This is a genomic window from Hyphomicrobium sp. CS1BSMeth3 (assembly GCF_900117415.1).
GTDB lineage: Bacteria > Pseudomonadota > Alphaproteobacteria > Rhizobiales > Hyphomicrobiaceae.
In genome coordinates this window covers 353,553-378,565 of sequence record NZ_FPEI01000004.1, presented here as the reverse complement: position 1 = coordinate 378,565, position 25,013 = coordinate 353,553, and the positions used below count along the sequence as shown (strand labels likewise).

At 66.5% G+C, this 25,013-nt stretch carries 17 protein-coding genes; 8 read left to right on the top strand and 9 right to left on the bottom strand.

The window, feature by feature from the left end:
- Positions 1 to 94: 94 nt before the first annotated feature.
- On the top strand, positions 95 to 1,510 hold the full coding sequence (locus CS1BSM3_RS06040) for a short-chain fatty acyl-CoA regulator family protein (RefSeq protein ID WP_072386714.1): 1,416 nt from the start codon (positions 95 to 97) through the stop codon (positions 1,508 to 1,510).
- A gap of 340 nt (positions 1,511 to 1,850) precedes the next feature.
- Here CS1BSM3_RS06040 and CS1BSM3_RS06035 read toward each other — a convergent pair whose 3' ends face one another.
- The gene (locus tag CS1BSM3_RS06035; RefSeq protein WP_072386114.1) at positions 1,851 to 2,837 is read right to left on the bottom strand and encodes an SDR family NAD(P)-dependent oxidoreductase; all 987 of its coding nucleotides are present in this window, start codon (positions 2,835 to 2,837) and stop codon (positions 1,851 to 1,853) included.
- A gap of 661 nt (positions 2,838 to 3,498) precedes the next feature.
- Positions 3,499 to 4,701 carry a polyhydroxyalkanoate depolymerase gene (phaZ, locus tag CS1BSM3_RS06030; protein ID WP_072386113.1) on the bottom strand — a complete coding sequence of 401 codons (1,203 nt, stop codon included), beginning with the start codon at positions 4,699 to 4,701 and terminating at the stop codon, positions 3,499 to 3,501.
- Positions 4,702 to 4,855: 154 nt separating this feature from the next.
- Between phaZ and CS1BSM3_RS06025 the strand changes: the two genes are divergently transcribed.
- A complete protein-coding gene (locus CS1BSM3_RS06025; protein ID WP_072386112.1) occupies positions 4,856 to 5,512 on the top strand; it encodes a glutathione S-transferase in 657 nt (218 codons plus the stop codon).
- 179 nt (positions 5,513 to 5,691) lie between these two features.
- Positions 5,692 to 8,541 carry an excinuclease ABC subunit UvrB gene (gene uvrB, locus CS1BSM3_RS06020; protein WP_072386111.1) on the top strand — a complete coding sequence of 950 codons (2,850 nt, stop codon included), beginning with the start codon at positions 5,692 to 5,694 and terminating at the stop codon, positions 8,539 to 8,541.
- 147 nt (positions 8,542 to 8,688) lie between these two features.
- On the opposite strand, the gene CS1BSM3_RS06015 is transcribed toward uvrB, so the two are convergent.
- The 6 genes from CS1BSM3_RS06015 to CS1BSM3_RS05990 all read right to left on the bottom strand — a co-directional run bounded on the left by CS1BSM3_RS06015 (position 8,689) and on the right by CS1BSM3_RS05990 (position 17,174).
- A complete protein-coding gene (locus CS1BSM3_RS06015) occupies positions 8,689 to 10,041 on the bottom strand; it encodes an NAD(P)H-dependent oxidoreductase (RefSeq protein WP_072386110.1) in 1,353 nt (450 codons plus the stop codon).
- 253 nt (positions 10,042 to 10,294) lie between these two features.
- Positions 10,295 to 12,259, bottom strand: coding sequence for a Clp protease N-terminal domain-containing protein (locus CS1BSM3_RS06010; RefSeq protein WP_072386109.1), 1,965 nt, complete (start codon positions 12,257 to 12,259; stop codon positions 10,295 to 10,297).
- Positions 12,260 to 12,442: 183 nt separating this feature from the next.
- On the bottom strand, positions 12,443 to 13,957 hold the full coding sequence (locus CS1BSM3_RS06005; RefSeq protein WP_072386108.1) for a DHA2 family efflux MFS transporter permease subunit: 1,515 nt from the start codon (positions 13,955 to 13,957) through the stop codon (positions 12,443 to 12,445).
- 94 nt (positions 13,958 to 14,051) lie between these two features.
- Positions 14,052 to 14,897 carry a lytic murein transglycosylase gene (locus CS1BSM3_RS06000; protein WP_072386107.1) on the bottom strand — a complete coding sequence of 282 codons (846 nt, stop codon included), beginning with the start codon at positions 14,895 to 14,897 and terminating at the stop codon, positions 14,052 to 14,054.
- Between the two features lie 133 nt (positions 14,898 to 15,030).
- A complete protein-coding gene (locus CS1BSM3_RS05995) occupies positions 15,031 to 15,687 on the bottom strand; it encodes a hypothetical protein (protein ID WP_072386106.1) in 657 nt (218 codons plus the stop codon).
- 20 nt (positions 15,688 to 15,707) lie between these two features.
- The gene (locus CS1BSM3_RS05990; RefSeq protein WP_244540433.1) at positions 15,708 to 17,174 is read right to left on the bottom strand and encodes a D-alanyl-D-alanine carboxypeptidase family protein; all 1,467 of its coding nucleotides are present in this window, start codon (positions 17,172 to 17,174) and stop codon (positions 15,708 to 15,710) included.
- Positions 17,175 to 17,630: 456 nt separating this feature from the next.
- Here CS1BSM3_RS05990 and CS1BSM3_RS05985 point away from each other — a divergent pair, with 456 nt between their 5' ends.
- A complete protein-coding gene (locus CS1BSM3_RS05985) occupies positions 17,631 to 17,960 on the top strand; it encodes a phasin family protein (RefSeq protein ID WP_072386104.1) in 330 nt (109 codons plus the stop codon).
- A 306-nt stretch (positions 17,961 to 18,266) separates the two neighbouring features.
- On the top strand, positions 18,267 to 20,111 hold the full coding sequence (locus CS1BSM3_RS05980; RefSeq protein WP_072386713.1) for an ABC transporter transmembrane domain-containing protein: 1,845 nt from the start codon (positions 18,267 to 18,269) through the stop codon (positions 20,109 to 20,111).
- Between the two features lie 151 nt (positions 20,112 to 20,262).
- Here the strand turns inward: CS1BSM3_RS05980 and CS1BSM3_RS05975 are convergent, their stop codons facing one another.
- The gene (locus CS1BSM3_RS05975; protein ID WP_072386103.1) at positions 20,263 to 21,000 is read right to left on the bottom strand and encodes a response regulator; all 738 of its coding nucleotides are present in this window, start codon (positions 20,998 to 21,000) and stop codon (positions 20,263 to 20,265) included.
- 218 nt (positions 21,001 to 21,218) lie between these two features.
- On the opposite strand from CS1BSM3_RS05975, the gene CS1BSM3_RS05970 reads away from it, so the two are divergent.
- From CS1BSM3_RS05970 to CS1BSM3_RS05960, 3 genes are all read left to right on the top strand, one after another.
- On the top strand, positions 21,219 to 21,935 hold the full coding sequence (locus tag CS1BSM3_RS05970) for a Crp/Fnr family transcriptional regulator (RefSeq protein WP_072386102.1): 717 nt from the start codon (positions 21,219 to 21,221) through the stop codon (positions 21,933 to 21,935).
- Positions 21,936 to 22,123: 188 nt separating this feature from the next.
- Positions 22,124 to 22,804, top strand: coding sequence for an outer membrane protein (locus CS1BSM3_RS05965; protein ID WP_174263632.1), 681 nt, complete (start codon positions 22,124 to 22,126; stop codon positions 22,802 to 22,804).
- Between the two features lie 104 nt (positions 22,805 to 22,908).
- Positions 22,909 to 25,005 carry a molybdopterin-containing oxidoreductase family protein gene (locus CS1BSM3_RS05960; RefSeq protein ID WP_072386101.1) on the top strand — a complete coding sequence of 699 codons (2,097 nt, stop codon included), beginning with the start codon at positions 22,909 to 22,911 and terminating at the stop codon, positions 25,003 to 25,005.
- Positions 25,006 to 25,013: the final 8 nt, after the last annotated feature.

The following is a 25,013-nucleotide window of genomic DNA, read 5'->3' as shown; positions in this document are numbered from 1 at the left end:
AATTCGCAATATCCACAAGACGAGCTCGTTGCAGAACATGCGAATGAGCGGATAATTGCGAGGCAATCGCAGCGAATTTGCGAAGGTTGCGAATATGCGAAAGGCTTTCCTGGGCGTCCGCTTGCGGCGCCTGCGCGAAGAGAAGGGGCTCACTCAGGCGGCGCTCGCCAAGGCGCTCTCGCTCTCGCCGAGCTACGTCAATCAGCTCGAGCAGAACCAGCGTCCGCTGACGGTGCCGATCCTGCTCAAGATCAACGCGGCGTTTGGCGTCGACGTACAACTCTTCTCCGAGGACGAGGAGGCCCGGCTTGTCGCCGAGTTGCGCGATGTGCTGTCGGAACTGCCGACGGACGGACACGTGGCGCTCGCCGAGGTTCGCGAGTTGGTGTCCGGCATGCCGGTCGTCGCGCGCGCGTTCCTGACCCTGCATCGACGGTATCGCGAAGCTGTGGAGCGCACGGATGAGCTCGCGGCCCGCCTTGGCGAAGGCGACGGCGTGACCGCAGCGCAAATGCCGTTCGAGGAGGTTCGTGACTTCTTCTATGCACGGCGCAACCACATCGACGTGCTCGACCGCAAAGCCGAGCGCATCTTCGAGGAGACCGGCGGTGCGATCGGTGAGATGAGTGCGGCGCTCGTGGCCCGGCTTCGTGACAGGCATGGCATCGAGGTCATCGTCGAACCGGGGGATAGGGAAAGTGCTCCGCTGCAACGGCGCTACGATGCGCGGACGCGTACGCTCACCATCGGTCGCAATCTACGACCGGGCCAACAGGCATTTCAGCTCGCGACCCAGCTCGCCTTCATCGAGTGCGGCGAGTTGATCGATAGCCTGACTGCGAAAGCCGCTTTCGCTCACCCCGAGACACTTGCCCTCGCCCGCATCGGCCTTGCCAACTACTTTGCGGGCGCACTGGTCCTGCCCTATGGGCCGTTCCTCTCCGCGGCCGAGAGCCTGCACTATGACATCGATCAGCTCGGACGGCAGTTCGGAGTGGGGTTCGAGACGGTCTGTCATCGCCTCAGCACTTTGCAGCGCCAGAGCGCTCGGGGCGTGCCCTTCTTCTTCGTGCGTGTCGACCGCGCCGGTAACATGAGCAAGCGTCAGTCCGCGACGGATTTTCATTTCTCGCGGATCGGCGGCACCTGCCCGCTGTGGAACGTGTACGATGCCTTCGCCCATCCGGGACGCATTCTGGTTCAGCTCGCAGAGATGCCGGACGGCCGGACCTATCTTTGCATCGCCCGCACCGTGACGACGGGGCAGGGCGGCTACGGCACGCCGAACAAGACGTTTGCCGTGGCGCTCGGCTGCGACATCCGGCACGCGCACCGGCTCGTGTACGCCAAGGGCCTCGACCTGAAGAGCCGGGAGGCGCGTACGCCTATCGGCGTGGGCTGCAAGGTGTGCGAGCGCGAAGCCTGTCCGCAGAGGGCCTTTCCGGCGATCGGACGACCGCTCGCGGTCGACGAGACCCGCAGCCGCTTTGCACCTTACTCCGTTGCCTGAAGCCATCGGGCGATGCTGCTGAGGGCGGATGGTTTGCGAATAGCCTGTGGAAAACATGGCCTGATGCGCGTGTTCAGCAACCTGTTGCCGGCAGGCACTTGCGCAGCGCGCGCGTAATAGAGACAGTGCACTGATCACCGACGCGGAGGGCGGGGGGTACGCTCACCGGAAGTCAGCCGCTGACCCTGGAGGGACGCGGCGAGAAAAAAAGCGATGATTTGGACTGCTCTACTGATCTCGGTCGTGTTCTCTTGTGGCTTCCTCTGCGGCACCATCTGGGCAGCACGCGACCGCATATAGCCCGGCAGTTGGCCGGATAACCAAGGGCTGGGCGTGGTGGTCAGGCCGAGGCTTGCCTCGGGTCTGACGCCTGCAGCGACGCAGCGATCACGTGCGGCTGTACGGGTCGATGCCTGGCAATCAACCCGCGCGACGTCGACACGACGGCCTCGATCTTGGCCGCGTCGCGGGACTCTTCCGAGCCCGGCTCCACGGTGCGTCCATCGACGTACGCGCCGCGCAACGCCTCGGCATCCGCTTCTGTCACCAGCCAGAGCAGATCACCGGCCGTGCGTGACAGAGACCTCGCGCCCGGCAGGATCGGCGCCAGAGCCGGCAGCAGATACTTCCAGGCGAGGATCTGGAAGATGTTGCGCTCGCGCGCGATGTCTGTCCCCGGCACGACGCTCGGATTGAAGGCGAACGTCGAGAAGCGCGGCTCGATCGCCGCGAAGTGGCGTGCCGACATCAGGTTGAGCAGCTTCGACGCGCTGTAGCGCGCCTCGCCGCGCTCGACGCCTTCCGGCTGGTCCATTTGAGATCGTGTGCTGTCGGCCAGGGTGTCCGGCGATTGCCACGTCGCGCGCGCAATGCCGATGAGGCAGAAGGCATCGGGATCGTGGACCTCGCTCGAGGTGAAGATCAGGCGACCGCCGGTCTTGATGTGCGGCGCGAGGCTGTCGGCGAGGAGGAAGTGCGCGAGATGATTGACGGCAAACGTCATCTCGAGGCCATCAGGCGAGGTCCGGTCACCTTCGACGATCTGCACGCCCGCGTTCAGAAGGACCGCATCGATCGGCTGGCCCTGCAGCAGCAGCTCGATATCGTGGATGCTCTCCGTGACCGAGGCCAGGCTCGCGAGATCGGTCTCGACGACACTGATGCGGCTCGGATCGGCGATGGCGGCCTTGAGCTCAGAAAGATGTGGGGAGGCGCGCGCGAGCAGGATCACGCGCCAATCATCATGCTCGGACAACAGACGCTCGACCATGCGCCGGCCAAAGCCTCTGCTGCCCCCCGTCATTACGAGGACGCGGCTCGTTGTCATTGTTTGTGTCTCCAGAGCGCGGGGTGCCCGAGCTGGTAGGAGGCCGCAAATAGGGCCGGTGGCTAGCAGTGGTGTCGCGGCGTCAAATTGAGTATCGGCTCCCGCCGCATGTGGCGATTAGCGCGATCATACTACAACTCCGCCGTGTGCAGGGATGATATGCAGATGCCGCAGGAAGGCTGCGAGACCGCGGCGACCGATGCGGCGCCGCGGTGCTGTGAATTGTGATGTGACCGCCACAGCGACTCGCGCGGCCTGTCGCTACTCTGCCAGCCATGTTGACCTGCGTTTTATTGAGCAATTTGCGAGGCGATATGTGGCCTGCCCTTTACCTCATTGCGACGGTGCTGCTGTGCGCGGCTTGCGCACAGAACCCCCCGATCCAGACTGCCGTTCTGCCTCCAACTCCGCCGCCTCCCATCGTCGTCGAAAGGCAGGTGGTGATCGAGAAACCGGTGATTATTGAAAAGCCTGTGATCGTGGAGACCCGGACGGTCGAGAGGCCCATCATTGTCGCAAAGGTTCCGAGACCAGCCGCTGGCCCCAAGCATAGCGCGCCGCGTAAAATCTCTGCTGGCTCGCGCTGCGCCTATGTGCGTCCGTACACACGCAAGGACGGCACGCGCGTTTCCGGACACACGAGATGCCGGCGATAGGTGCGCTACTCCATCGCCAGGATCATGTTGCGGACGACGGGATAGATTTCCTTCTCCCAACGCTTGCCGTTGAACACGCCGTAGTGACCGACGTTCGCCTGCAGGTGATGGCGCTTCAGATGTGGACGCAGTGAATTGCACAGATCGTGCGCTGCGGCGGTTTGTCCGAGCGCGCAGATGTCGTCGCGCCCGCCCTCGACGGTCAGCAGCGCGGTCTTGCGGATGGCGCCCGGATCGACTTTGTGGCCGCGGTAGGTGAACTGCCCCTGCGCCAGCTCGGCTCTCTGGAAGACCCGGTCGATGGTCTCCATGTAGAACTCCTCCGTCATGTCGAGGACGGCGAAGTACTCGTCGTAAAAGTCCTTGATCTTCGCGGCTTCCTTCTCCTCGCCATTGGCGAGGTGATGATAGAGCTTGCGGTGCGCGGCCGTGTGGCGCGGCATGTTCATGGCCATGAAGGCGACGAGCTGGATGAAGCCCGGGTAGACGCGCCGCCCGCCGCCCGCATAGCGGCGCGGAACGGCGTGAATGACCGAGTTCTCGAACCACGAGAGCGATTTGGCGACGGCGAGCTCATTGACCTCGGTCGGGCTTTCGCGCGGATCGATCGGTCCTGCCATCAGCGTCATCGAGATCGGCGTCGCAGGATGGTTCGCCTGCGACATGACGGCGACGGCAGCCAATGTCTGCACGCACGGCTGGCAGACGGCGAGGACGTGGCTGCGCGGGCCGATCACGTCGAAGAACTTGATGAGATAGTCGAGATAGTCGTCAACGCCGAACGTGCCCGCGTCCAGCGGCACGTCGCGCGCGTTCGCCCAGTCGGTGAGATAGACGTCGTGATCGACGAGCATGGTGCGGACCGTGCCGGCGAGCAGCGTCGAGAAGTGTCCCGACAGCGGCGCCACGATCAGGATGCGCGGCTGTGGCGTGTCGACATCCTTGGCGAAGTGGAGGAGCTTGCCGAAGGGCAGGTCGAGCGCGACCTCCTCCGTCACAGGGACGTCGCGATTGCCGACGCGGACGCTGTCGATGTTGAACGCCGGCCGCGTGTGGGTGAGCTGAAAGCGCGAGACCATCGCGAGGGCGGCCATGAGGTGGCCGCCGAGCGGACCGGGGAGGCTCGGGGCATAGCCCAGCGTCCAGCGGGCGCTCGATCGGAATACCGACACCAGGTCATCCTGAAACTGGTAGGCCTGATAAAGCATAGGTGCCGGGCTCCTAAGCGCTTGGGCTTGCGTGACAGATTAAAACTATTGCACTCTATTGTGCGGCGCGAGAATTAAATTTGTGCAATGCACGGCCCAAGGCAGGCAAGCAGCACAGGCAAGCAGCACAGGCAAGCAGGACAGGTTTGCAGAGATGGCGCAGGCAAGACTGACGATTTCGTCCAAGAACTACTCGTCCTGGTCCCTGCGGGGGTGGCTGCTGTGCCGCATGGGGGGCCTCGACGTCGTTGAGGAGCGGGTCGACATCGATGCCCCGGAGAACCGCCAGGAGCTGCTGCTGCTGTCGCCCTCGGTGCTGGTGCCGCGGCTCGTCCATGACGGCGTGACGGTCTGGGATACGCTCGCCATTGCCGAGTACGTCAACGAGGTGGCCCCGCTGGCGGGGCTTTTTCCGGCCGATCGGGTGGCGCGGGCGCACTGCCGGGCGGTCTCCGGCGAGATGCACTCGGGGTTCCACAATCTGCGCTCGGCGCTGCCGATGAATCTCAAGACGCAGCACAAGAAGTTCAAGATTTTTTCCGGCGCGCGACCGGACGTGGAGCGCGTGCGCACCATCTGGACGGAGTGCCTGGAAAAGTACGGCGGGCCCTATCTTTTCGGCGACAAGGTGACAGTGGCTGACGCCATGTATGCGCCGGTCTGCACGCGTTTCCGCACCTATGCCGTCGAGCTTGATCCGCTGCTCAATGCGTACTGCGAGGCGATCTTTGCCTGGCCGCTCTTGCAGGAGTGGACCGAGGGGGCGCTCGCCGAGCCCGACGAGATCATCGAGCTCGAGGTGGAGTTTTAGAGGTCGCTTCGCGAGCAGGGCTTTTGCCCAGCACTCCGCCGTGCCGGAGGCGGGTCTTCGACACGACGAGGGACACCCTCCCGGACTCGCCCGTTTCTGTTGATTGATCAGGTTCCTGACCGCCTGTTGTCAGGAGGCCGCCATTGTGTCGCCGGACGCGCGGCGCCATATTCCGGGCGATGGCCAAATCCCCCAAGTCACCCCCGAAAAAGACCAAGGACGCCGATACGACGCCGCGCCCGCGCCCGTCGCGCGGCCGTTCGGGCAAGCCTGTCGGGCCGCCCGTCGAGACCGGCGCCGGGACGCCCGGCTTCGGCGAAGCGCCACAGGCGCCGTTTTTGCCGAGCACGCCGTGGGTTATTTCCTCCCCCCTGGTGGGGGAGGGCCAGGGAGGGGGGGATGGCAGAACATCAGCGGTAGGGGTTCCCCCCACCCCTGACCCCTCCCCACAAGGGGGAGGGGGAAAAGCGGTCTTGCCTGCGCTTCGCCAGGTGAAGCCGCGGCCGGAGGACTTCTCGCCATCGGCGACGCTGAACGCGATCCTCGCGCGGCCCGAGGAACGATCCGAGCGCGCAAAGGCGCTGATCGCGCAGCAGCCGATGATCGCGGCGCATCCGCTGGTCGCCGGCAACATGCCGATGTTCATGCCGCACCGCCCGGAGCGGCCGGAGAAATCCGAGGGCGGCGTCGCCTTCAAGCTCGAATCCGAGTTCGAGCCGCGCGGCGACCAGCCGCAGGCGATCGCGGAGCTTGTCGAAGGTGTGACCCAGCACGAGCGCAATCAGGTGCTGCTCGGCGTCACCGGTTCGGGCAAGACCTTCACGATGGCGCACGTGATCGCGCGGACGCAGCGACCGGCGCTCATCCTCGCGCCGAACAAGACGCTCGCGGCGCAGCTCTACGGCGAGTTCAAGAGCTTCTTCCCGTCGAATGCGGTCGAGTACTTTGTCTCGTACTACGACTACTACCAGCCCGAGGCGTACGTGCCGCGAACGGACACGTACATCGAGAAGGAAGCCTCGGTGAACGAGCAGATCGACCGGATGCGCCACGCCGCGACGCGCGCGCTGCTCGAACGTGACGACGTCATCATCGTGGCGTCGGTGTCGTGCATCTACGGTATCGGCTCGGTCGAGACCTACACGGCCATGACGCTGCAGGTGCAGGTCGGCGATCAGATCTCGCGCGATCAGCTCCTCGCGGATCTCGTGGCGCTGCACTACCGGCGCAATGACGCGTCTTTCCAGCGCGGCGCCTTTCGGGTGCGCGGCGATACGGTGGAAGTGTTCCCGGCGCATTTGGAAGATCGCGCGTGGCGGATCTCGCTGTTCGGCGACGAGATCGAGGCGATCACCGAGTTCGATCCGCTGACGGGACAGAAGACCGACGAGCTCAAGCTCGTGAAGGTCTACGCCAACTCGCACTACGTGACGCCGAAGCCGACGCTGCAGCAGGCCGTGGCGTCCATCAAGGTCGAGCTCAAGCAGCGGCTCGAGGAGCTGTACGCCGCCGGCAAGCTGCTGGAGGCGCAGCGACTCGAGCAGCGCACACTCTTCGATATCGAGATGATGGAAGCGACGGGCTCGTGCGCAGGCATCGAGAACTACTCGCGCTATCTGACGGGCCGCAATCCCGGCGAGCCGCCGCCGACGCTGTTCGAGTATTTGCCGGACAATGCGCTCGTGTTCGCCGACGAGAGCCACGTGACCGTGCCGCAGATCGGCGGCATGTTCCGCGGCGATTACCGGCGCAAGGCGACGCTCGCCGAGTTCGGCTTCCGCCTGCCCTCGTGCATGGACAATCGTCCGCTGCGCTTCGAGGAATGGGACGCCATGCGGCCGCAGACGACGTACGTCTCGGCAACGCCGGGCGGCTGGGAGATGGAACAATCCGGCGGCACGTTCGTCGAGCAGGTGATCCGGCCGACGGGGCTCGTCGATCCGGTCGTCGAGGTGCGGCCCGCGAAGTCGCAGGTGGATGATCTGCTCGACGAAGTGCGGCAGGTGACGCGCGCGGGCTACCGCACGCTCGTGACGGTGCTCACGAAGCGCATGGCCGAGGATCTCACCGAGTACATGCACGAGAACGGCATTCGCGTGCGCTACATGCACTCGGATATCGAGACGCTGGAGCGCATCGAGATCATTCGCGACCTGCGGCTCGGCGCGTTCGATGTGCTGATCGGCATCAACCTGCTGCGCGAGGGCCTCGACATTCCCGAGTGCGGTCTCGTCGCGATCCTCGATGCCGACAAGGAAGGTTTTCTCCGCTCGGAGACGTCGCTGATCCAGACGATCGGCCGCGCGGCGCGCAACGTCGACGGCAAGGTGATCCTCTACGCCGACCAGATCACCGGCTCGATGGATCGCGCGATGAGCGAGACCGATCGGCGCCGCGAGAAGCAGATGGCGTGGAACGCGGCGAACGGCATCACGCCGGAGAGCGTGCGCAAGTCGATCGGCGATGCGATGGCATCGGTCTACGAGCAGGATCACGTGACGGTGGATCTCGGCCTCGCGGATCAGCCGCTCGTCGGCCACAACCTCGCGAAGGTCATCGAGGACATGGAGCGGCGCATGCGCGATGCGGCGGCCGATCTCGAGTTCGAGGACGCGGCGCGGCTGCGCGACGAGATCAAGCGCCTGCGCGAGACGGAGCTTGCGGTCGCTGATGATCCATTGGCGCGGCAGTCGGATGTCGAGGATCGCGCCGGTGCGTTCAAGGGTGCGCGCAAGTACGGCGCCAGCGCGAATATGCCGCCGGAGCGTGGCGAAGCGGCGAGCGCCCGAGCGGGCGCCGCGACGGAGTCGCGGATCAACAAAGACTATCAGCCCGTACAACCCACCTACGCGCAATCGACCTCGCGCGTGCGCAAGCCGACGCTCGACGAGATGACGGTCGGGCGAACGGAAGTGCCAGTGGGTGGTACGCCGCCGCCGAAGCCGACGCGCACGATCGATGTGCCGACGAAAGCCGAGAAGAAAGGGCGGCGTGGTCGGCCGCGAAAGACCGGGCGGCCGGGGATGTGATTTGCCTGCGGCAAGTGAGGGCCTGCGCGGCCCTCACCCTCCCGCGGCAGGGGCTCGCCCCTGCACCCTTATATAATGGGTTCCAAGGGCCTCGCCCTTGGTGGGGAGTTCGAGGGGCAAGGCCCCTCGATCTGCTGCCCGAGAGTGCTACGTCGCGTTGCGTCTCCCAAACACTGCTTCCATCTCGCGGCGGACTTTGACGGCGTTGTCGGTGGCGTCGTAGGTGACGTCGTCCCACTTGAGGCGCTCGCCGAGCTTGATGTCGCGCTTGAGTGCGACGTTGTGCGCGAGACCGAGCGGGAGATACCCCTCCTTCAGCGACATCTCGGCGGGCGTCTGCTTGCCCCAGACGCAGAAGCCGCCCTCGCCGTCGAGCATCTCGCCCCTCTTGAGATCGCGCTTGGCCGTCGCGACGACATCGGAGTTGAAGCAGATCGGCGATCCGGTCGGCTCTTTGCGTAGCGCCGCGGAGGCGATCGACAACCCAAGCTCGAGGCCGATCATGTGCGTCGGGCGATAGAGCGCCGCGTAGGTGCCGCTGCTATCGGGCAGCATGTTGTACTCCTTGAAGCACTCGCGGCTGTAGGCGCTCTCGGAGGTGATCACGACGTAGGTGCCCATGGCCAGATGGTGCGGCACGTCCTTGTCGTTGCGTGTGATCGATGAGACGACTTCCGTGACGCCTTTCTTTTCGAGCGTGCCGCCGTCGCTTTTCGGCTTGCAGACCTCGGCGAGCTCGAAGCGCGAGGCGGGCGGGAAGGCGAGACCGTCGGTCTGCGGGACGAGGCCCGTGGCATTGCAGATCGCGGTCATCTCGATGCCGGACTTCGTGCCGTCGACGAACGAGTTGAACATCTTCGGGTTGATGTGGCTGCGATCCTCGATCTTCAGGTACTTCGAGAGGATGTCCCAGACGGTGTCGGGGTTCGACTGGTGGTAGGTCGGGTGGTAGCGCGTGCCCTTGCCGGCGGCGACGACCTCGAAGCCGCAGGCACGCGCCCAGTCGACGTGCTCGCAGACGAGCGCGGGTTGGTCGCCCCAGGCCAGCGAGTAGACGACGCCGGCAGCGCGGGCTTTCTGTGCGAGCAGTGGGCCGGCGACGCTGTCCGCCTCGACGTTGACCATGACGATGTGCTTGCCGTGCTCGATGGCGGCGAGGCAGAGCTTGATGCCGGTTGCAGGATCGCCGGTCGCTTCGACGATGACGTCGATGTCGGGGCAGGCGATGAGCGACATGGCGTCGTCGGTGACACAAGTGGCGCCGGACTTGAGCGCGTCGCCGAGGGATTTGGCCTGGGTCTGCTCGGCGGGCCAGCCGACTTCGCTCATGCGCTTGCGCGCGCGATCGGGATAGAGGTCGGCGAGGCCGACGAGGTGCATGCCCGTCGTGAGGCGCGTCTGTGCGAGGTGCATGGTGCCGAACTTGCCGGCGCCGATCTGGCCGATGCGCACGGGCTTTCCCTGCGCGGCGCGCTCCTTGAGCATGAATGAGAGATTCATCGGCGTCCTCCGGCTGATGCTGTTGTTTCGCGGACAGCAGCACAGGCGGAGGGCGCGGGCAAGCGGACGAAGCTCGCCCGCGCAAATCACGCCGTCAGGTTCCTCCCACTCAGCGCTGAAGGCGCGCCTTCGGCGCGACGTGGGGGAGGCTAGGAGGGGGATTGCAGAACACTAGCGGCAGGGATTCCCCCCACCCCTAACCCCTCCTCACAAGGGGGAGGGGAACGCCGGGGCGTGTTCGAATGGCGGGCAACTACCGCTTGCGCAGGCGGTCGGCGGCGGAGCGGACCTCGTCGCGCATGCGCTGCCAGCGCAGATCGGCACTGGCATTGGCGCGACCCACGTCGTCCGTGCCGAACAGCCAGCGGCGGAAACCGGCGACACTTGCGAGCGGCGTGCCGAGGGCTGGGCCCGCGGCGGACCGCTCGGGCGGCGCGTAGGCTTCGCTCGTCGCGGGCAGGGCGCGGGCTGGTGGCGCCGTGAAGTACCGGCTCAGGCTTTCGAGCCGGTCCTCGACGGCCTTGAGGCGATCGAGGCTGCCGGCAATGCGGCGCAGCTCGCTGGTGCTGTCGTCGCGCCAGTCGCCGATGGCGGAGGCGAGCGTGTGCTGGTTCTCGCTCAAGCGCACGAAGCCCTCGTGCAGCTCGTCGGTGTTGCGGTCGTAGACGCGCGCGGCGGCATTCACGGCGGCGTTGTTGGCCTGGACGACGTGCTCCAGGGCGGCGACGCGACCGCCGATCTCGGCCATGGCACGAGCCTGAGCGCGGGCGTGATTGTCGTCGCGCTCGGCTGTGGTGACAGCGACCTTCGACAGATAGCCGACCACGGGCTTCGCGAGGTCTTCAGCGGAGGGCAGCGGCGCGAGGGCCGTGACCGCGGTCGCCGGCTTTTCCGCGATGCCGCTGATGCGACCCTCGATCGCGGCGAGACGGTCGACCAGCTCGAGCCAACGGCCGCCGGTCTCGCGGGCCCGGCCGTCGAGCGAGGTTTCGAGCGCGCGCAGGCGCTCGTCGAGCTGCATGCCGGTGTCGGTATCGTTGCGCGTGCCGATGACGCGCTCGACGACGCCGACGCGGTCCGCGAGCAGCGCATTGGAGCGCACGGTATCGCCGAAGCCGCTGCGGACAGTGCGCTCGATCAGCTCCAGCCGCTCGGTGAGCACGCCGCCATCGATGGGCGCCCCCTGATGCTGCGTGAGCGACTTCAGGATCTCGGCATTGCCTTGCGAGAGCGCGCTCCACTGGCGAACGGCCTCGGTAGAGCCGGCCTGATAGAGCTTTTCGAGCGACTGGACGCGATCGGCGAGCGCGACCCAGCTACGGACCGAGTCGTTCGTGCGATCCTGCAGCGTCTGCTCGACGGCCGTGAGCCGCCGCGTGATCGGCTCGAGGAGATCGGTCGCGCGGACGGCGGCTTCGAGGCTTTCGAGGCGTTGCTCGATGGCGGCCCAGGTGCGGGCGCCTTCGCCCATGCCGCCCTGGACGGCCTGCTCGATGGATTGCAGCTTCTCGCCGATTTCTGGCGCCGTGCCGAGATGGCGCTCGAGCTCGGCGAGGCGTCCGACGAGGGCCGTCGAATGGCTGGCGCTCTCGCCGCGGTGGCCCGCGACTTCGCGCTGAAGGTCACGCACGATGTCCGAGAGCAGGCGGCGGTCGCCGGCAAGCTCGGCGTGGATGCCGCGCAGCGTGTCCTCGATCAGGGCGAGACGGGCCGTGGGCTCGGCCAGCACGGGCACCTCGGGAAGCTCGGGCGCGAGCCGCTGCAGCAGGTCGACGGCGGGATTGGCGCGGTTGCCGGTCAGCAGGGCGTGGAGCACATCCTCGATGCCGGCGGCCGAGCCGCGGCGCCGGGCGGTGTCCACAGCGCGCCGCAGGACATCCTCGAACTCGACCGAGCGGCGCGGCGATTGGCGCTCGCTCGTCAGCGGGACGGGGCTCTCGTTGACGATCAAGGCAGCGCTCTCGTGGCGCAGGCGCGCGGCGCTGATGGCGCGCTGCTCGAGGATGCGTACGGCGGCTTCGACCCGCGTGAGGGCGTGAATGAGATGGGCGAGGCGGACCTCGCCGGCCCCATAGGCGAGCGCCAGGTCGAAGGCGTTGTTGCAGCAGGCCAGCAGCGTCTCATCGACCCATAAGGTCGTATCGCCGGTGCTGCCGGATGCGCTGCGCACGCGCCCAGCCGGCACTTTCAGATCGAGATCATTCCCCCTGTAGGACATGCCCCAAACTCCTACCCGACCCGGTGCCCCTTCGCGCCTCCCAGTGTGTGCACGGACAGATCAGGATCGTAAAGGGTGCTTCCGATGTGATTCGGCGCTTGTTGCACAATAGCGTCATCCGACAAGGGCTTCGAGGCGTCGCTGTAGACGCTGTGGGAAAACAGAGTTGCCAAGGTGCCGCAATTACTTGGGCTGTTTCCCGCGCATGAGCAGGATCAGCGGCAGGGTCATCGCACAGGCCGTTGTGAACAGCCCGAAAGCATTGAGATAGGCGATGAGCGTCGCCTGGCGCGTCATTTCCTTGGAGAGCGAGGCCAGGCCCTTGAGGCTTTCCGTATCCCAACGGCCGAGCACCTGGGGCATGTCCAGCACCTTGTTGTACGGCGTCAGCAGCTCCGCGAGATGGGCGTAGTTCATGCCGGTCGAGCGCACGATCTCGGCCACGCAGACCGAGATGAAGAACGACGAGCCGAGATTGCGCAGCAGGTGATAGACGGCCGTCGCTTCGCCCATCTGGTGCTTGGGCAGGGTCGAGAAGGTGACGGTCGTGAGCGGCACCCAGATGAGGCCGATCGCGAGCCCCTGGAGGCCGGCATTCAAGGCGAGGTTCAGATAGGTGACGTTGAGATCGATGTGCATGAGCCAGAGACCGGCCCACAGCAGCATGGTGAAGCCGATGATCATGCTGACGCGCGCATCGAGGCGACCGGCAAAGCCGGCAATGAGAAAGCCGATGCAGCCCCCCGCACCGCGGGCGCCGACGACGAGGCCGACGAGGCTGTCGGTGTAGCCGGCCGGTCCCGTGAGCAGGGGCGGCAGCAGGACCATGGGCGTGAAGTTGAGCATTCCGTAGATCGTCACCAGGATCAGGCCGAGCGCGTAGTTGCGGTCGAGGAGCAGGCGCGGATCGAGGAAGGGACGCGGGCTGGTCAGGCAGTGGGCGGCGAATATCCAGAAGCAGATGACCGCCACGATCGCCGCGATGATGATCTCGTAGGAATCGAACCAGTCGAGGCGCTGGCCGCGCGCGAGCACGAGCTGCGTCGCGCCGAGCGCGATGGAGAGCGCGATGAAGCCGATCCAGTCGAGCGGGCGATCGGTCATGTTCTCATCCTCGGGGAGGACGGCTCGCAGGCCGACCGTCGCCGCGATGCCGACCGGTACGAGCGCATAGAAGGCCCAACGCCAGTTGTAGCTTTCGGCCATGATGCCCCCGAGGGCCGGGCCGAAGATGGGGCCGAGGACGACGCCGAACCCGAAGATGCCCATGACGCGCGTCTGCTGATTGCGCGGGAAGACGGTGAGCAGGATGGACTGTGTGAGCGGCGTGGAGGGGGCGCCGAAACCGCCTTGCATGATGCGCCAGAAAACGAGGCCCTCGAGCGATTCCGCCGCCCCGCACATGAAGGTCGCGAACGTGAAGCCCGCGAGCGACCAGACCATCACGCGCCGCGTGCCGAAGCGGCCCGCGAGCCAGCCGGACATGGGCGTCACGATGGCCGTGGCGAGGATGTTGAAGGTCATCGCCCAGGCGATCTCGTCGGCGGTGGCCGCGAACGAGCCCTGCATCTGCGGCAGGATGGTCGAGACGACGAGCAGCGTCGTGCCGTAGAGCGTCGTCGCCAGCACGACCATGACGAGGATCAGGTTCCGCCGCACCGGCGTCAGTCCAGAATGCGCGGTGACGGTGGTGTCCATGGCGGCTTTGGGACGCGCTCGGTGTCGCGGGTTCAATGGTGGCGGCACCCTACACTACGCACCGGCGTGATGTGTAGGGTGCTCGGGCGCGGCTTCAACGGCCGGACTTCAGGCGCGTCGCCATCACCGAAATGGTGCGCTGGTAGACCTCGGCGCGGTTCCAGTCGCGGATGACGCGGTAGTTGGCGGAGCCGGGCTCCCAGGAGCCGCCGCGCTGCCAGCCGTGCCCTCTGAGGAAGTTCGCTGTCGAGGCGAGGATGTCGGGCACCGAGCTGACGAGGTCGCGCCGCCCGTCGCCGTCGAAGTCGACGGCATACTTGATGTAGGGGCTCGGCAGGAACTGGGTCTGGCCGATCTCGCCGGCCCAGCCGCCGCGGAGCTGCGCGGGCGCCATGTCGCCGCGCTGGACGATGCGGATGGAGTCGAGGAACTGCGGCGTGAAGAACGCGGAGCGCCGGCAGTCGTAGGCGAGCGTGGCGAGCGAGCGGACGATCGAGAAGCGCCCCGAGGTGTCGGCGCCGAAGTTTGTCTCGAGGCCCCAGATTGCGACGACGATCTCGCGTGGGACCCCGTACTGTTTCTCGATGCGGTCGAAGACGGCCCGGTGGCGCGCGAGGCGCTCCTGGGCGCGGCGCATGAGGGCGCTGCCGACGCGGCGGGCATAGAACTGCTCGAAGCTCAGCTTGAAGGATCGCTGACTGCGGTCGAGGCGAATGACGGTCGGGTCATAGGAAACGCCGGCGAGGGCGCGGTCGATGGCGCTTTGCGAGATGCCTTGCCGCGCGGCCTGCCCCTTCATGGCCTCGAGCCAGCGGCCGAAGCCTTCGGGGCCATTGCCGCACGATTGCGCGCTGGCTATGCCTGGCACGGCGATGAGGAGGCTCATCAGCAGCAGGCCGCAGGCAGCAGCCCTGCCCGCGACGGTGGTGCGATCCGTCATCCTGTCGTCGCTCCCTGATTGTTGGCGCGCGGATAGATTATCCGCACATCAGGGCGCGTGCTTAGCACGCCTTTCCGACAGGGCAAATTTCACGTAACGCAGCGGATCGGGCAGGGGCGCTGCTGGCGCCGGATCAGGCGGCCTTGGCCTCATCTGCGGGCGCGCCCTCGTCTTCCCAGGCGAGCGGCCATGTCGCGACGTAGTCATTGCCGCGCACCGAGCCCGTCACGGCGAACGTGCCGCCCCGGCGCAGCTCCATCCAGCGGTCGTTGTTCATGGTGCCGAAGCCGACGCCGCCGAACTCCGCCCCGTCCTTGTAGAGCACGACCTGGAAGGACCGGTAGCCGAGCTCGGGCATGTCGCCGGAGCGCAGGATCCTGAGCGTCCCGGCCTCGCGCGCTTCGGCGAAGCCCGGGAGCTTGAAGGTGCCGCTGCGCTTCAGGCTCGCGAGGGCCTGCTGCTCGAAGGCGGCATCGTCGAGCTGTGTCGGCTTGCGGAGCGCCCAGTTGTCGGCGCCGAGCGACTCGAGCCAGGCGGCCTTCTCTGCCGGGATGCCGGCGCGCGCAAAGCCGTCGCTGAACTTGCTCGTGCCGGGAACGGCCGTCGGCGCGCGTGAATTGAGGCCGAGGAGGGCATCACCCGTGGAGGCCGACATCACCGTGCGCGAGCCGCCGGTGAGGACCTGCGCCGATGTCGGCGCGGCCGATGCGGCTTTGGCTTGCGGCGACGGCGGCGTCAGCGCCTGGAGCGCGGCGAGACCTGCAGAGAGTGATGGACCGACGATATTCATAGACGTTTCTTCCGTGTGTCTCAGCGCAAGCGCGTGACGAAACAATCAACACGCTGGCGCCGAAGCGCGGTGCATGTCTGGGCGGCAGGTCCGGCATCGAGGCCGGCAAAACGGGCGCGATAGAGCGTGCGGGAGCCTTGCGCGACGGGCTCCGTGAGATCGGTCGCCGAGGAGAGGAGGCCGCCGACGCTCTGGCGCACTTCGCGCAGACGCGCCTGGGCCTCCAGGGCCGTGGCAAACGCGCCGACCTGGACGGCATAGTCGCCGTGGTTGGCTGCAGCGGTGTAGGACGGTGCCGCCTGAGACTGCGGCGCATCGGCAATCGAATTCGAGGGCTGGTCGTAGCGCGCGGCATAGACGGCCGGATGGCCGCTATCGAGGCGGCGCGCCTGGGCGTCGAGTGTCGAGGGACGCGCGCCGCGGCCGTCGTCCGGCATCATGAACTGGCGCTGCGGCACATCGGCTGCGGCGGGAGCATCGGACTGGCTGGCGCCCGGAGACTGCACGACAGGGACCGTACGCACGCGCGCCATCTGGATGGGCGGCTCGTTGCCGGCGCCCGCAGGCGGCGCGGCGGGACGGATCGGCTCGACGAGGCGCGGGGCGGCCTGCGGCGCGGCTGCGGTTTCCTGCGGTGCGGTCCGGGCTGGCCGCGAAGCGGGGCGCGGCCTGGACACGGCGGCCGGCTCGGCACGCGCGATCAGTGCGGGGCGGCGCGACTTGCTGGTGCTCGCGCGGGCGAGGCTGCGGTTGAGCAGCATGCGCATCTCGGCATTGCGGGCAGCAGCCGTGCGCCCGCCCATGACGACGGCGACCACGTGCTTGCCATCGCGGCGGACGGAGGCCGAGAGATTGAAGCCCGAGGCGCGCGTGTAGCCGGTCTTGATGCCCTCCATGCCCTCGAAGCTGCCGAGCATGGTGTTGTGATTGCGATAGGCGGCGCCGGCGTAGCTGAACTGGCGCGTGGCAAAGACGCGGGCGTGCTGGGGGAAGTGGTCGTAGAGGGCCAGCGACAGCGTGAGGATGTCGCGGGCCGTGGTGACCTGCTCGGGATCGGGCAGGCCATGCGCATTGCGATAGACGGTCGCGCGCATGCCGAGCTGGCGCGCCTTGGCCGTCATGGCGCGGGCGAAGGCGGCTTCGCTGCCCGAGATGTGCTCGGCAATGGCGACGGAGACATCGTTCGCGGACTTGGTCACCAGCGCACGGATGGCGGCACCGAGCGGGATGGTGTCGCCGGGATCCAGATCGAGCTTGGAGGGCGGCACGGCGGCGGCCTGGGCGGAGATCCTGATCGGCGTCGAGGCATTGAGGCGGCCGGCCTCGATCTGCTCGAAGACCAGATAGAGCGTCATCATCTTGGTGAGCGAGGCCGGGAAGCGCCGGTCGTTGGCATTGGCCGCATGCAGGACGCGGCCCGTGTTTGCATCAACAACAAAGGCGGCATGGCGGCTGTCGGCGCGCGCATCTGTCGCACCGGCTGCCACGAGGCAGAAGATCAAAAGTGCTGCACCGGCGAGGTGACCTCGCCAGCTTGAGCCCGCTCGCATAGCCGCTAAACCCGAATTTTCGCGCCTGAAAGACGCGCGTTCTGGCCTCCCCGGTCGCTTGCCGACCGCCCGCTGGATGGCCGCCCCTCGTACGGAAGTCTCTATGAGAACACCGTCTTAGGGCGCCAATTGGGCGCGCGTTCCACGACCATTCGAGGGGAGATTAACGCAGTCGCCCTTGCGTCCCGTGAAGCAGACGATGAAAATTTTATCGAAGTTTTATCGACCCCTGCGGCGAACATGACCGCCCATTCATGCTGCATCGCAATATTGTGGTTGACATATTTGTGCAGCGCACCTAAATCTGGCGCATCGCGAGAGACGAACGCGCCGCCTCTGCGTTAGAGCAATCACCAAAGCAGCATCCCCCGCTGGTTCGAAGGACCAACTCCCATGATCAAGTCATTTGAAGACCTCCAGAAGCTCGGCCAAGCCAACACCGATACGGCCATGCGCCTCGTTGGCGAGTGGAGCAAGGGCTGGCAGACGATTGCTACCGAGATGACCGATTACTCGAAGCGTTCGTTCGAGGACGGCACGGCCACGTTCGAGAAGCTGCTCTCGGCCAAGACCATCGAGCAGGCTTTCGAGATCCAGTCGAGCTACGCCAAGCGGGCGTACGAGGACTACGTGCAGCAGCTCACGAAGATGGGCGGTCTGTACTCGGAGTTCGCCAAGGAAGCCTACAAGCCGGTCGAGAAGGCGTTCGCTGCGCGCCGCTAATTCGTTTCGGCCCCGTACGCATTTTCCCCCGATTAGTGCCCATGACGATGCCCTCATCGTCGTGGGCTTTTTATTTGGATGCATTCAATAATTCGCCCGCCGAGGCGCGGCAGCCGGCTTGCGACTGAATGACGTCCTGCCGGCCGCGTCATTCAGCGCCGCTTGTTCACCGCCCGCGGCTGGGGCATTCATGACACTGAGGACACGGCAACATCGGCTTGCGGCGCATCAAGAGCGCGCCGCGGAACGGGCCTATGGCTTGCGGCGATGGCGCGTCGCGCCTGGTCGCGCCTGAGTGCAAAGGGAATGAGCGTGGCGAGAAGGACGGCAGAAGAGCAGCCGGTGGACGAGGTATCGGACGAGGCGAGCCCGTCCGGTGCGCAAGCGCGCCGCTCCTTGCGGCCGCTCCTGGCGCTGAGGCCCTACATCGTCCGCTATCCCACGATGCTGGCGTTGGCCGGCCTCGCCATGGTGGTTTCCGCGCTGGCGATGCTGTCGGTGCCGCTTGCTGTGCGCCGCATGATCGATTTCGGCTTCTCGGGCGGGGATGGCGGCTTCATCGATCGCTACTTTGCCGTGCTGGTGCTGATCGGCGCCGTGCTGGCCGTAGCGAGCGCAGCGCGCTTCTATTGCGTGAACTGGCTCGGCGAGCGGGTTGTCGCGGACGTGCGTGCCGACGTCTTCCGCCACCTCATGACGCTCGGGCCGGCGTTCCACGAGAAAGTGCACTCGGGCGAGCTGATGAGCCGCCTTTCCGCCGATACGACGCAGATCAAAGGCGCCGCGGGGAGCGCGCTCTCGCAAGCCGCGCGCAATGCCATCATGCTGGTCGGTGCGCTCGGCATGATGCTCGTGACGAGCCCGCGGCTATCGGCGCTGGTGCTGGTGGCCATCCCGCTGATCGTGCTGCCGCTCGTCGCCTATGGCCGCATCGTGCGGCGGCGCTCGCGCCGGGCCCAGGATGCGCTCGCGGAAGCTTCGTCGCTCGCTGCCGAGACACTCGCGGGCATTCGCACGGTGCAGGCGTTCGTCGCCGAGAAGGCGCTTGCCACGCGCTTTGCCAGTGCGGTCGAAGGGGCTTTTAGTGCGGCGGATGCGCGCCTCAAGGCGCGGGCGGGACTGACCGCGGTCGTCATTCTGCTGGTCGTCGGCAGTGTCGTCGGGATCCTGTGGTACGGGGCCGCGCTCGTCGTGGCCGGCGAGATGACGGGCGGCCGGCTCGGGCAGTTCGTCCTCTATGCGCTGTTCGCGGCCGGCGCGCTCGCAGAGCTCTCCGAAGTCTGGGGTGAGGTCACGCAGGCGGCCGGCGCGGCCGAGCGGCTCACCGAGCTGCTCGATACCAAGCCCGAGATCGTCTCCCCGGCTCATCCCGTTCCTTTGCCGGAGCCGGCCCAAGGCCGCATCGAGCTCGAGCGCGTGGGCTTCGTCTATCCGGGGCGTGCCGAGAGCCCGGCTCTCATCGACCTGTCGCTCAGGATAGCGCCCGGCGAGCGTGTCGCGCTGGTCGGTCCCTCCGGCTCGGGCAAAAGCACGCTGCTCGCGCTTGTGCAGCGCCTGCGCGATCCGACCGCGGGGCGTGTGCTCATCGACGGCGTGCCGGCGCGGGAGGCAGATCTCGGGACGCTGCGCCGGCGCATGGCGCTCGTCCCGCAGGACATCGCGCTGCTCGCCGGCACGGTCGCCGAGAACATCCGTTTCGGGGACGAGAATGCGAGCATGGCCGAGGTCGAGCGCGCCGCTGCCGCCGCCCAGGCCGATGCCTTCATCCGGGCGCTGCCCGAGGGCTACGAGACGCGCATCGGCGAGCGGGGCATCACGCTCTCCGGCGGTCAGCGCCAGCGCATTGCCATCGCCCGTGCGCTGCTGCGCGAGGCGCCGATCCTGCTGCTCGATGAGGCGACGAGTGCCCTCGATGCCGAAAGCGAGGTCGCCGTGCAGCGCGCCCTCGATGCGGCTATGCGCGGGCGCACGACGATCGTCGTTGCCCATCGGCTCGCGACCATTCAGAAGGCCGATCGGATCGTGGTGCTGGACGAGGGCCGCATTGTCGAGGAAGGCACGCACCGCGAGCTCATCTCGCAGGGCGGGCTCTATGCCCGTCTGGCCCACCTGCAGTTCGTCGCGCCGCACGCCATCGAGGCGGCGAAGTAGGGCGGCGCAGATTGTTCCCCTCTCCCCGTAAGGACGGGGAGAAGGGGAAGAACGGCATCACACGCGAGCGCCCTCGCTCTGGCGGCCGCGGGCATAGCACTACTAAGGAGGGCGACAGCACCTCTTCCCAGCAGCCCGCGGCAAAAGCCGGTCAAGCCCTCGCCGGCACCACATCCGCAGTGAAGCTGTAGCCGACGCCGCGCACGGTCTTGATGAGCAACGGGCTTTCGGGATCGTGCTCGATCTTCTTGCGCAGGCGCGCGACATGATTGTCGATCGTGCGATCGAGCGGGTTCCACTCGTGGCCCTTGGTCAGGTCCATGATGCGGTCGCGCGAGAGCACGCGATTGACGTTGCGCACGAACACCTCGAGCAGCGCGAACTCGGCGGTCGTCAGCGGGATGAGCGTGCCGTCGGGGCCGTGCAGCTCGCGCTTCGAGAGATCGACGGTGAAGCCGCCGAAGCAGAAGGCTTCGCGTACGGACGGGGAAAGGCTCGGCCCCGCCGAGGCTTCCTCGGTGCGCCGGAGGACGGCGCGGACGCGCGCGAGAACCTCGCGGAGATGGAAAGGCTTGGTGATGTAGTCGTCGGCGCCGATCTCGAGGCCGACGACGCGGTCGATCGTGTCACCCTTGCCCGAGACCATGATGATCGGAATGTTGGATTCCTGGCGCAGCTCGCGCGCGATCGTCAGGCCATCCTCGCCGCCGAGCACGAGATCGAGCGTGATCAGATCGGGCCGGCCGCCGGCAAGCTGATTGCGGACCTCGTCACGCGACGATGCCTCCGAGACCTGCCAGCCTTCGCCCTCGAAAAGCCGCCGGAGCAGGGTGCGGATCTTGGGGTCGTCGTCGACGACGAGAATGCTCGTCTTGCTCGTCCGTTGCATGTTGTGGGCAATTCGGTATCCGATGGGACCCCGCTCCACGCCGCAATCGGAGCCAGGATCTCGTGGGCCACAGCAAGTCACAGGCGCTACAATTGATTTAGTCGATAGCACACCCATATTACAAATCGTTACATTTCATGACCAGCGGCCGGTATGGTCGTGACGTCGGGGTCGTTTGTTCCAGCTCAAGGTCGAAGGCAAGAGCTGGAGGTTAGGAAATGACAGCGGCAGCAGGAAACCATGTGCTCTTCACCCGCCACGAGGCTGGGGTCTTCGAGCCCGGCCTCTTCAAGACTGCTGCCGACCGCAACCTTGCCTCGGGCGCCGGCGATCACGCCGGCGTTATCCATCTCGGCGGCCGCGAGGATCTCTTCCTCGAAGGGGACGATGCGACCCACGTCTACGAGGTGACCGACGGCGTCGTCTGCCTCTACCGGATCATGCCCGACGGCAACCGCCACATACTGGCGTTCCGCTTCCCGGGCGACATCGTCGGGCTCTGCAGCCCGGCGACCTACGGCTACAACGCCCAGGCGGTCGGCGATACCCGTCTTCGCCGGATCTCGCGGGCCGGCCTCGAGCGCATGATCGACGAACGCGCCGATTTCGCCCGCAAGTTGCTCAGAATGGCGACCGCCGAATTGAACGCCATGCGCGATCACCTGACGTGCCTCGCCTCGAAGTCGGCCGAGGCCAAGGTGGCGGACTTCCTGCTCATGCTGGCCGAGCGCAGCACGGCCCGGGCCGGTGGCGCGGTGGTCGTCAACCTGCCGATGACGCGGACGGATATCGGGGACTATCTCGGGCTGACCATCGAGACGGTGAGCCGGACGATCAGCAAAATGCGGCGGACGGGCGTCATCGACCTGCCGCGCACGACCCAGGTCATTGTGCGCAGCACGGACCGCCTGGCCGAGCTGGCCGGGGCCGCTTGATAACCTGTGCGCAAGAGCAACAGTGGTTACGAAAATCCTAAGGAATTGCGGCCCCAAAGGGGTTTCGTTCTAGGACTCACACGTCCGTTCTGATAGCCGGTAAATTTAGAAGAGCTGCAAGATTCGGCAGCCATCGGATTGAACGGGGCTCGGGTGCAATGCAGAGTGGCGGAGCATGGGGGCGGCTCGTGAGCGCCGCACGCGTGGGCGCACTGGCGCTTGGTTTGGCAGCAGCGGCTGCGGCAGGGGCGACACCAGCCAGCGCGCAAGTGCAGATCCAGGTTTATGGCGGCATGAACGCCAATTTCTCGAGCGATGTGTCGCTGCATCGCCCGGGCGTACCCACAGAGACGCGCAAGGTCGATTGGGACGGCAAGTCCTTCGAAATGCCGCCCTACTGGGGCGCGCGCGGCATCTACTGGTTTCAGAACAGCCCCAATTGGGGTGTGGCCGTCGAGTTCACCCACGCCAAGGCCTACGCCAAGCTCAAGGGTGACGTCGGCGCGCTCTACGAGAAGCTCGAGTTCACCGACGGCAACAACATCGTCACGGGCAACCTGCTCTATCGGTTCGAGCCCTGGCAGTTTTACGGCATTCGCCCCTACGCCGGGTTCGGCATCGGCGTGGCCATCCCGCACGTCGAGGTGCAGGTGGTCGGCGCTTCGAACGGCACCTTCGAGTATCAGCTCGCCGGGGTCGCCGCGCAGGGTCTGGTCGGCCTCGAGTTTCCGTTCACGGCCCACTGGTCGGGCTTCGCCGAGGCCAAGCTCTCCTATACGCACATCAACGGCAATCTCGACGGCGGCGGCCACGTCAAGACCGATCTCTGGTCGCCGCACCTGGCCCTTGGGCTTTCCTACCGCTTCTGAGGCGCGACCGCGCTTGGCGGAAGGTCTTTTCCCGCTAGAATGGCTGCAAAGAACCGCGCCGGCCGATTCCTGGCCGGCGGGCGCGGCCTTGCGGGAGAGGGCGGATGCAGCAGCGCGTCGACCTGAAGATCGGCCATTCGGCCTGCCCTCATGATTGCCCCTCGACCTGCGCGCTCGATGTCGAGCTGCTCGGCAATGGCCGCATCGGCCGCGTGCGCGGGACCAAGGAGAACGACTACACGGCCGGCGTCATCTGCGCCAAGGTCGCGCGCTACGCCGAGCGCATTCATCACGAGGAGCGGCTGCTCCATCCGCTGAAGCGCGTCGGGCCGCGGGGCTCGGGGCAGTACGTGCAGATCTCCTGGGACGAGGCACTGGACATCACGGCCGAGGGGCTGCTCGAGGCTGAGCGCCGCCACGGCAGCGAGGCCGTGTGGCCCTATTTCTTCGCGGGCACCATGGGCCTCGTCATGCGCGACGGCATCGAGCGTCTGCGGCACGCGAAGAAGTACTCGCGCCAGTTCTCGACCATCTGCACGACGGCGGCCTGGACGGGCTTCGTCGCAGGCACGGGGCGGCTCGCGGGGCCCGATCCGCGCGAGATGGCGAAGTCCGACCTCGTCGTGATCTGGGGCACGAACCCCGTGCACACGCAGGTCAATGTGATGACGCACGCCGTCCGCGCGCGGCGCGAGCGCGGGGCGAAGATCGCGGTCATCGATATCTACCGCAACGCGACCATGCAGCAGGCCGACATCGGCATCTGCCTGAGGCCCGGCACGGACGGCGCGTTCGCGTGCGCGATCATGCACGTGCTGTTCCGCGATGGGCTCGCAAACCGGGAGTACATGGCCAAGTACGCCGACTGCCCCGAGGAGCTCGAAGCCCATCTCGCGGACAAGACGCCCGAGTGGGCGAGCGCCATCACGGGGCTCACGGTCGAGGAGATCGAGAGCTTCGCGCGGCTCATCGGGAAGACACCGCGGACGTATCTGCGCCTCGGCTATGGCTTCTCGCGCTCGCGCAATGGCACCGTGAACATGCACGCGGCCTCGTGCATCGCGACCGTGACGGGATCCTGGCTGCACGAAGGTGGTGGCGCCTTCCACAACAGCGGCGCGATCTTCAAGTGGAACAAGTCGCTGATCGAGGGCTCGGATGTGCTCGATCCCTCGATCCGAATGCTGGACATGAGCCGCATCGGCCCGATCCTGACGGGCGACCGCAGCGATCTCGGCGACGGGCCCGAGGTGCACGCGCTCTTCATCCAGAACCAGAACCCGGTGCAGGTCGCGCCCGACCAGAGCAAGGTCAAGAAGGGTTTTGCACGCGAGGATCTGTTCATCTGCGTGCACGAGCAGTTCATGACGGCGACGGCGAAGGTCGCCGATATCGTGCTGCCGGCGACGATGTTTCTCGAGCACGACGATCTCTATCAGGCGGGCGGGCAGCAGAGCATTCTGTTCGGGCCGAAGCTCGTCGAGCCGCCGGGCGAGTGCTGGTCCAATCACGATGTGATCTGTGCGCTCGCCAAGCGCGTCGGCGCGGAGCATCGCGGCTTCGACATGACGGCGCGCGAGATCGTCGACTGGACGCTGCAGAACTCGGGCTGGGGCACGCTCGAAAATCTCGAGGCCAAGCGCTGGATCGATGCGCAGCCGGACTTCGAGACCTCGCACTACATCGGCGGCTTCGCCTATCCCGATGGCAAGTTCAAGTTCAAGCCGGACTGGCCGGAGGTGCCCGCCTCACGCAAGTGGGACTGGGGCATTGCCCATCTCATGCCGCGCCTGCCGGACCACTGGGACGTCATCGAGAAGGCCGATGCACGCCATCCTTTCCGTCTCGCGACGAGCCCGGCACGCAACTACCTCAATTCCTCGTTCAACGAGATGCCGACGAGCCGCAAGCAGGAGGGCGTGCCGCGCGCCAAGATCCACCCGGATGATCTTGCAGAGCTCGGCATCGAGGACGGCGACCGCATTGCCATGGGCAACGAGCGCGGTGAGATCAGGATCAAGGCCGAAGCCTACGATGGCGTGCAGCGCGGCGTCGTGATCGTCGAGGCCATCCCGCCGAACGATCAGTTCGAGGGCGAGGTGGGCCTCAACACGCTGACGGGCGCCGACCGCATCGCGCCGTTCGGCGGCGCGGCTTTCCACGACAATCACGTCTGGATACGGCGGGCGCTGCGTGACTGATCGAAGCC

What these genes read in the sequence shown, in the direction of transcription:
- CS1BSM3_RS05980 (WP_072386713.1), top strand. Translation starts at nt 18,267, where the DNA reads ATGAGCGTGGCGAGAAGGACGGCAGAAGAGCAGCCGGTGGACGAGGTA.
- CS1BSM3_RS06025 (WP_072386112.1), top strand. Translation starts at nt 4,856, where the DNA reads ATGGCGCAGGCAAGACTGACGATTTCGTCCAAGAACTACTCGTCCTGG.
- uvrB (WP_072386111.1), top strand. Translation starts at nt 5,692, where the DNA reads ATGGCCAAATCCCCCAAGTCACCCCCGAAAAAGACCAAGGACGCCGAT.
- CS1BSM3_RS05985 (WP_072386104.1), top strand. Translation starts at nt 17,631, where the DNA reads ATGATCAAGTCATTTGAAGACCTCCAGAAGCTCGGCCAAGCCAACACC.
- CS1BSM3_RS05975 (WP_072386103.1), bottom strand. Translation starts at nt 21,000, where the DNA reads ATGCAACGGACGAGCAAGACGAGCATTCTCGTCGTCGACGACGACCCC.
- CS1BSM3_RS05995 (WP_072386106.1), bottom strand. Translation starts at nt 15,687, where the DNA reads ATGAATATCGTCGGTCCATCACTCTCTGCAGGTCTCGCCGCGCTCCAG.
- CS1BSM3_RS06035 (WP_072386114.1), bottom strand. Translation starts at nt 2,837, where the DNA reads ATGACAACGAGCCGCGTCCTCGTAATGACGGGGGGCAGCAGAGGCTTT.
- phaZ (WP_072386113.1), bottom strand. Translation starts at nt 4,701, where the DNA reads ATGCTTTATCAGGCCTACCAGTTTCAGGATGACCTGGTGTCGGTATTC.
- CS1BSM3_RS05960 (WP_072386101.1), top strand. Translation starts at nt 22,909, where the DNA reads ATGCAGCAGCGCGTCGACCTGAAGATCGGCCATTCGGCCTGCCCTCAT.
- CS1BSM3_RS05970 (WP_072386102.1), top strand. Translation starts at nt 21,219, where the DNA reads ATGACAGCGGCAGCAGGAAACCATGTGCTCTTCACCCGCCACGAGGCT.
- CS1BSM3_RS06005 (WP_072386108.1), bottom strand. Translation starts at nt 13,957, where the DNA reads ATGGACACCACCGTCACCGCGCATTCTGGACTGACGCCGGTGCGGCGG.
- CS1BSM3_RS06010 (WP_072386109.1), bottom strand. Translation starts at nt 12,259, where the DNA reads ATGTCCTACAGGGGGAATGATCTCGATCTGAAAGTGCCGGCTGGGCGC.
- CS1BSM3_RS06040 (WP_072386714.1), top strand. Translation starts at nt 95, where the DNA reads ATGCGAAAGGCTTTCCTGGGCGTCCGCTTGCGGCGCCTGCGCGAAGAG.
- CS1BSM3_RS06015 (WP_072386110.1), bottom strand. Translation starts at nt 10,041, where the DNA reads ATGAATCTCTCATTCATGCTCAAGGAGCGCGCCGCGCAGGGAAAGCCC.
- CS1BSM3_RS06000 (WP_072386107.1), bottom strand. Translation starts at nt 14,897, where the DNA reads ATGACGGATCGCACCACCGTCGCGGGCAGGGCTGCTGCCTGCGGCCTG.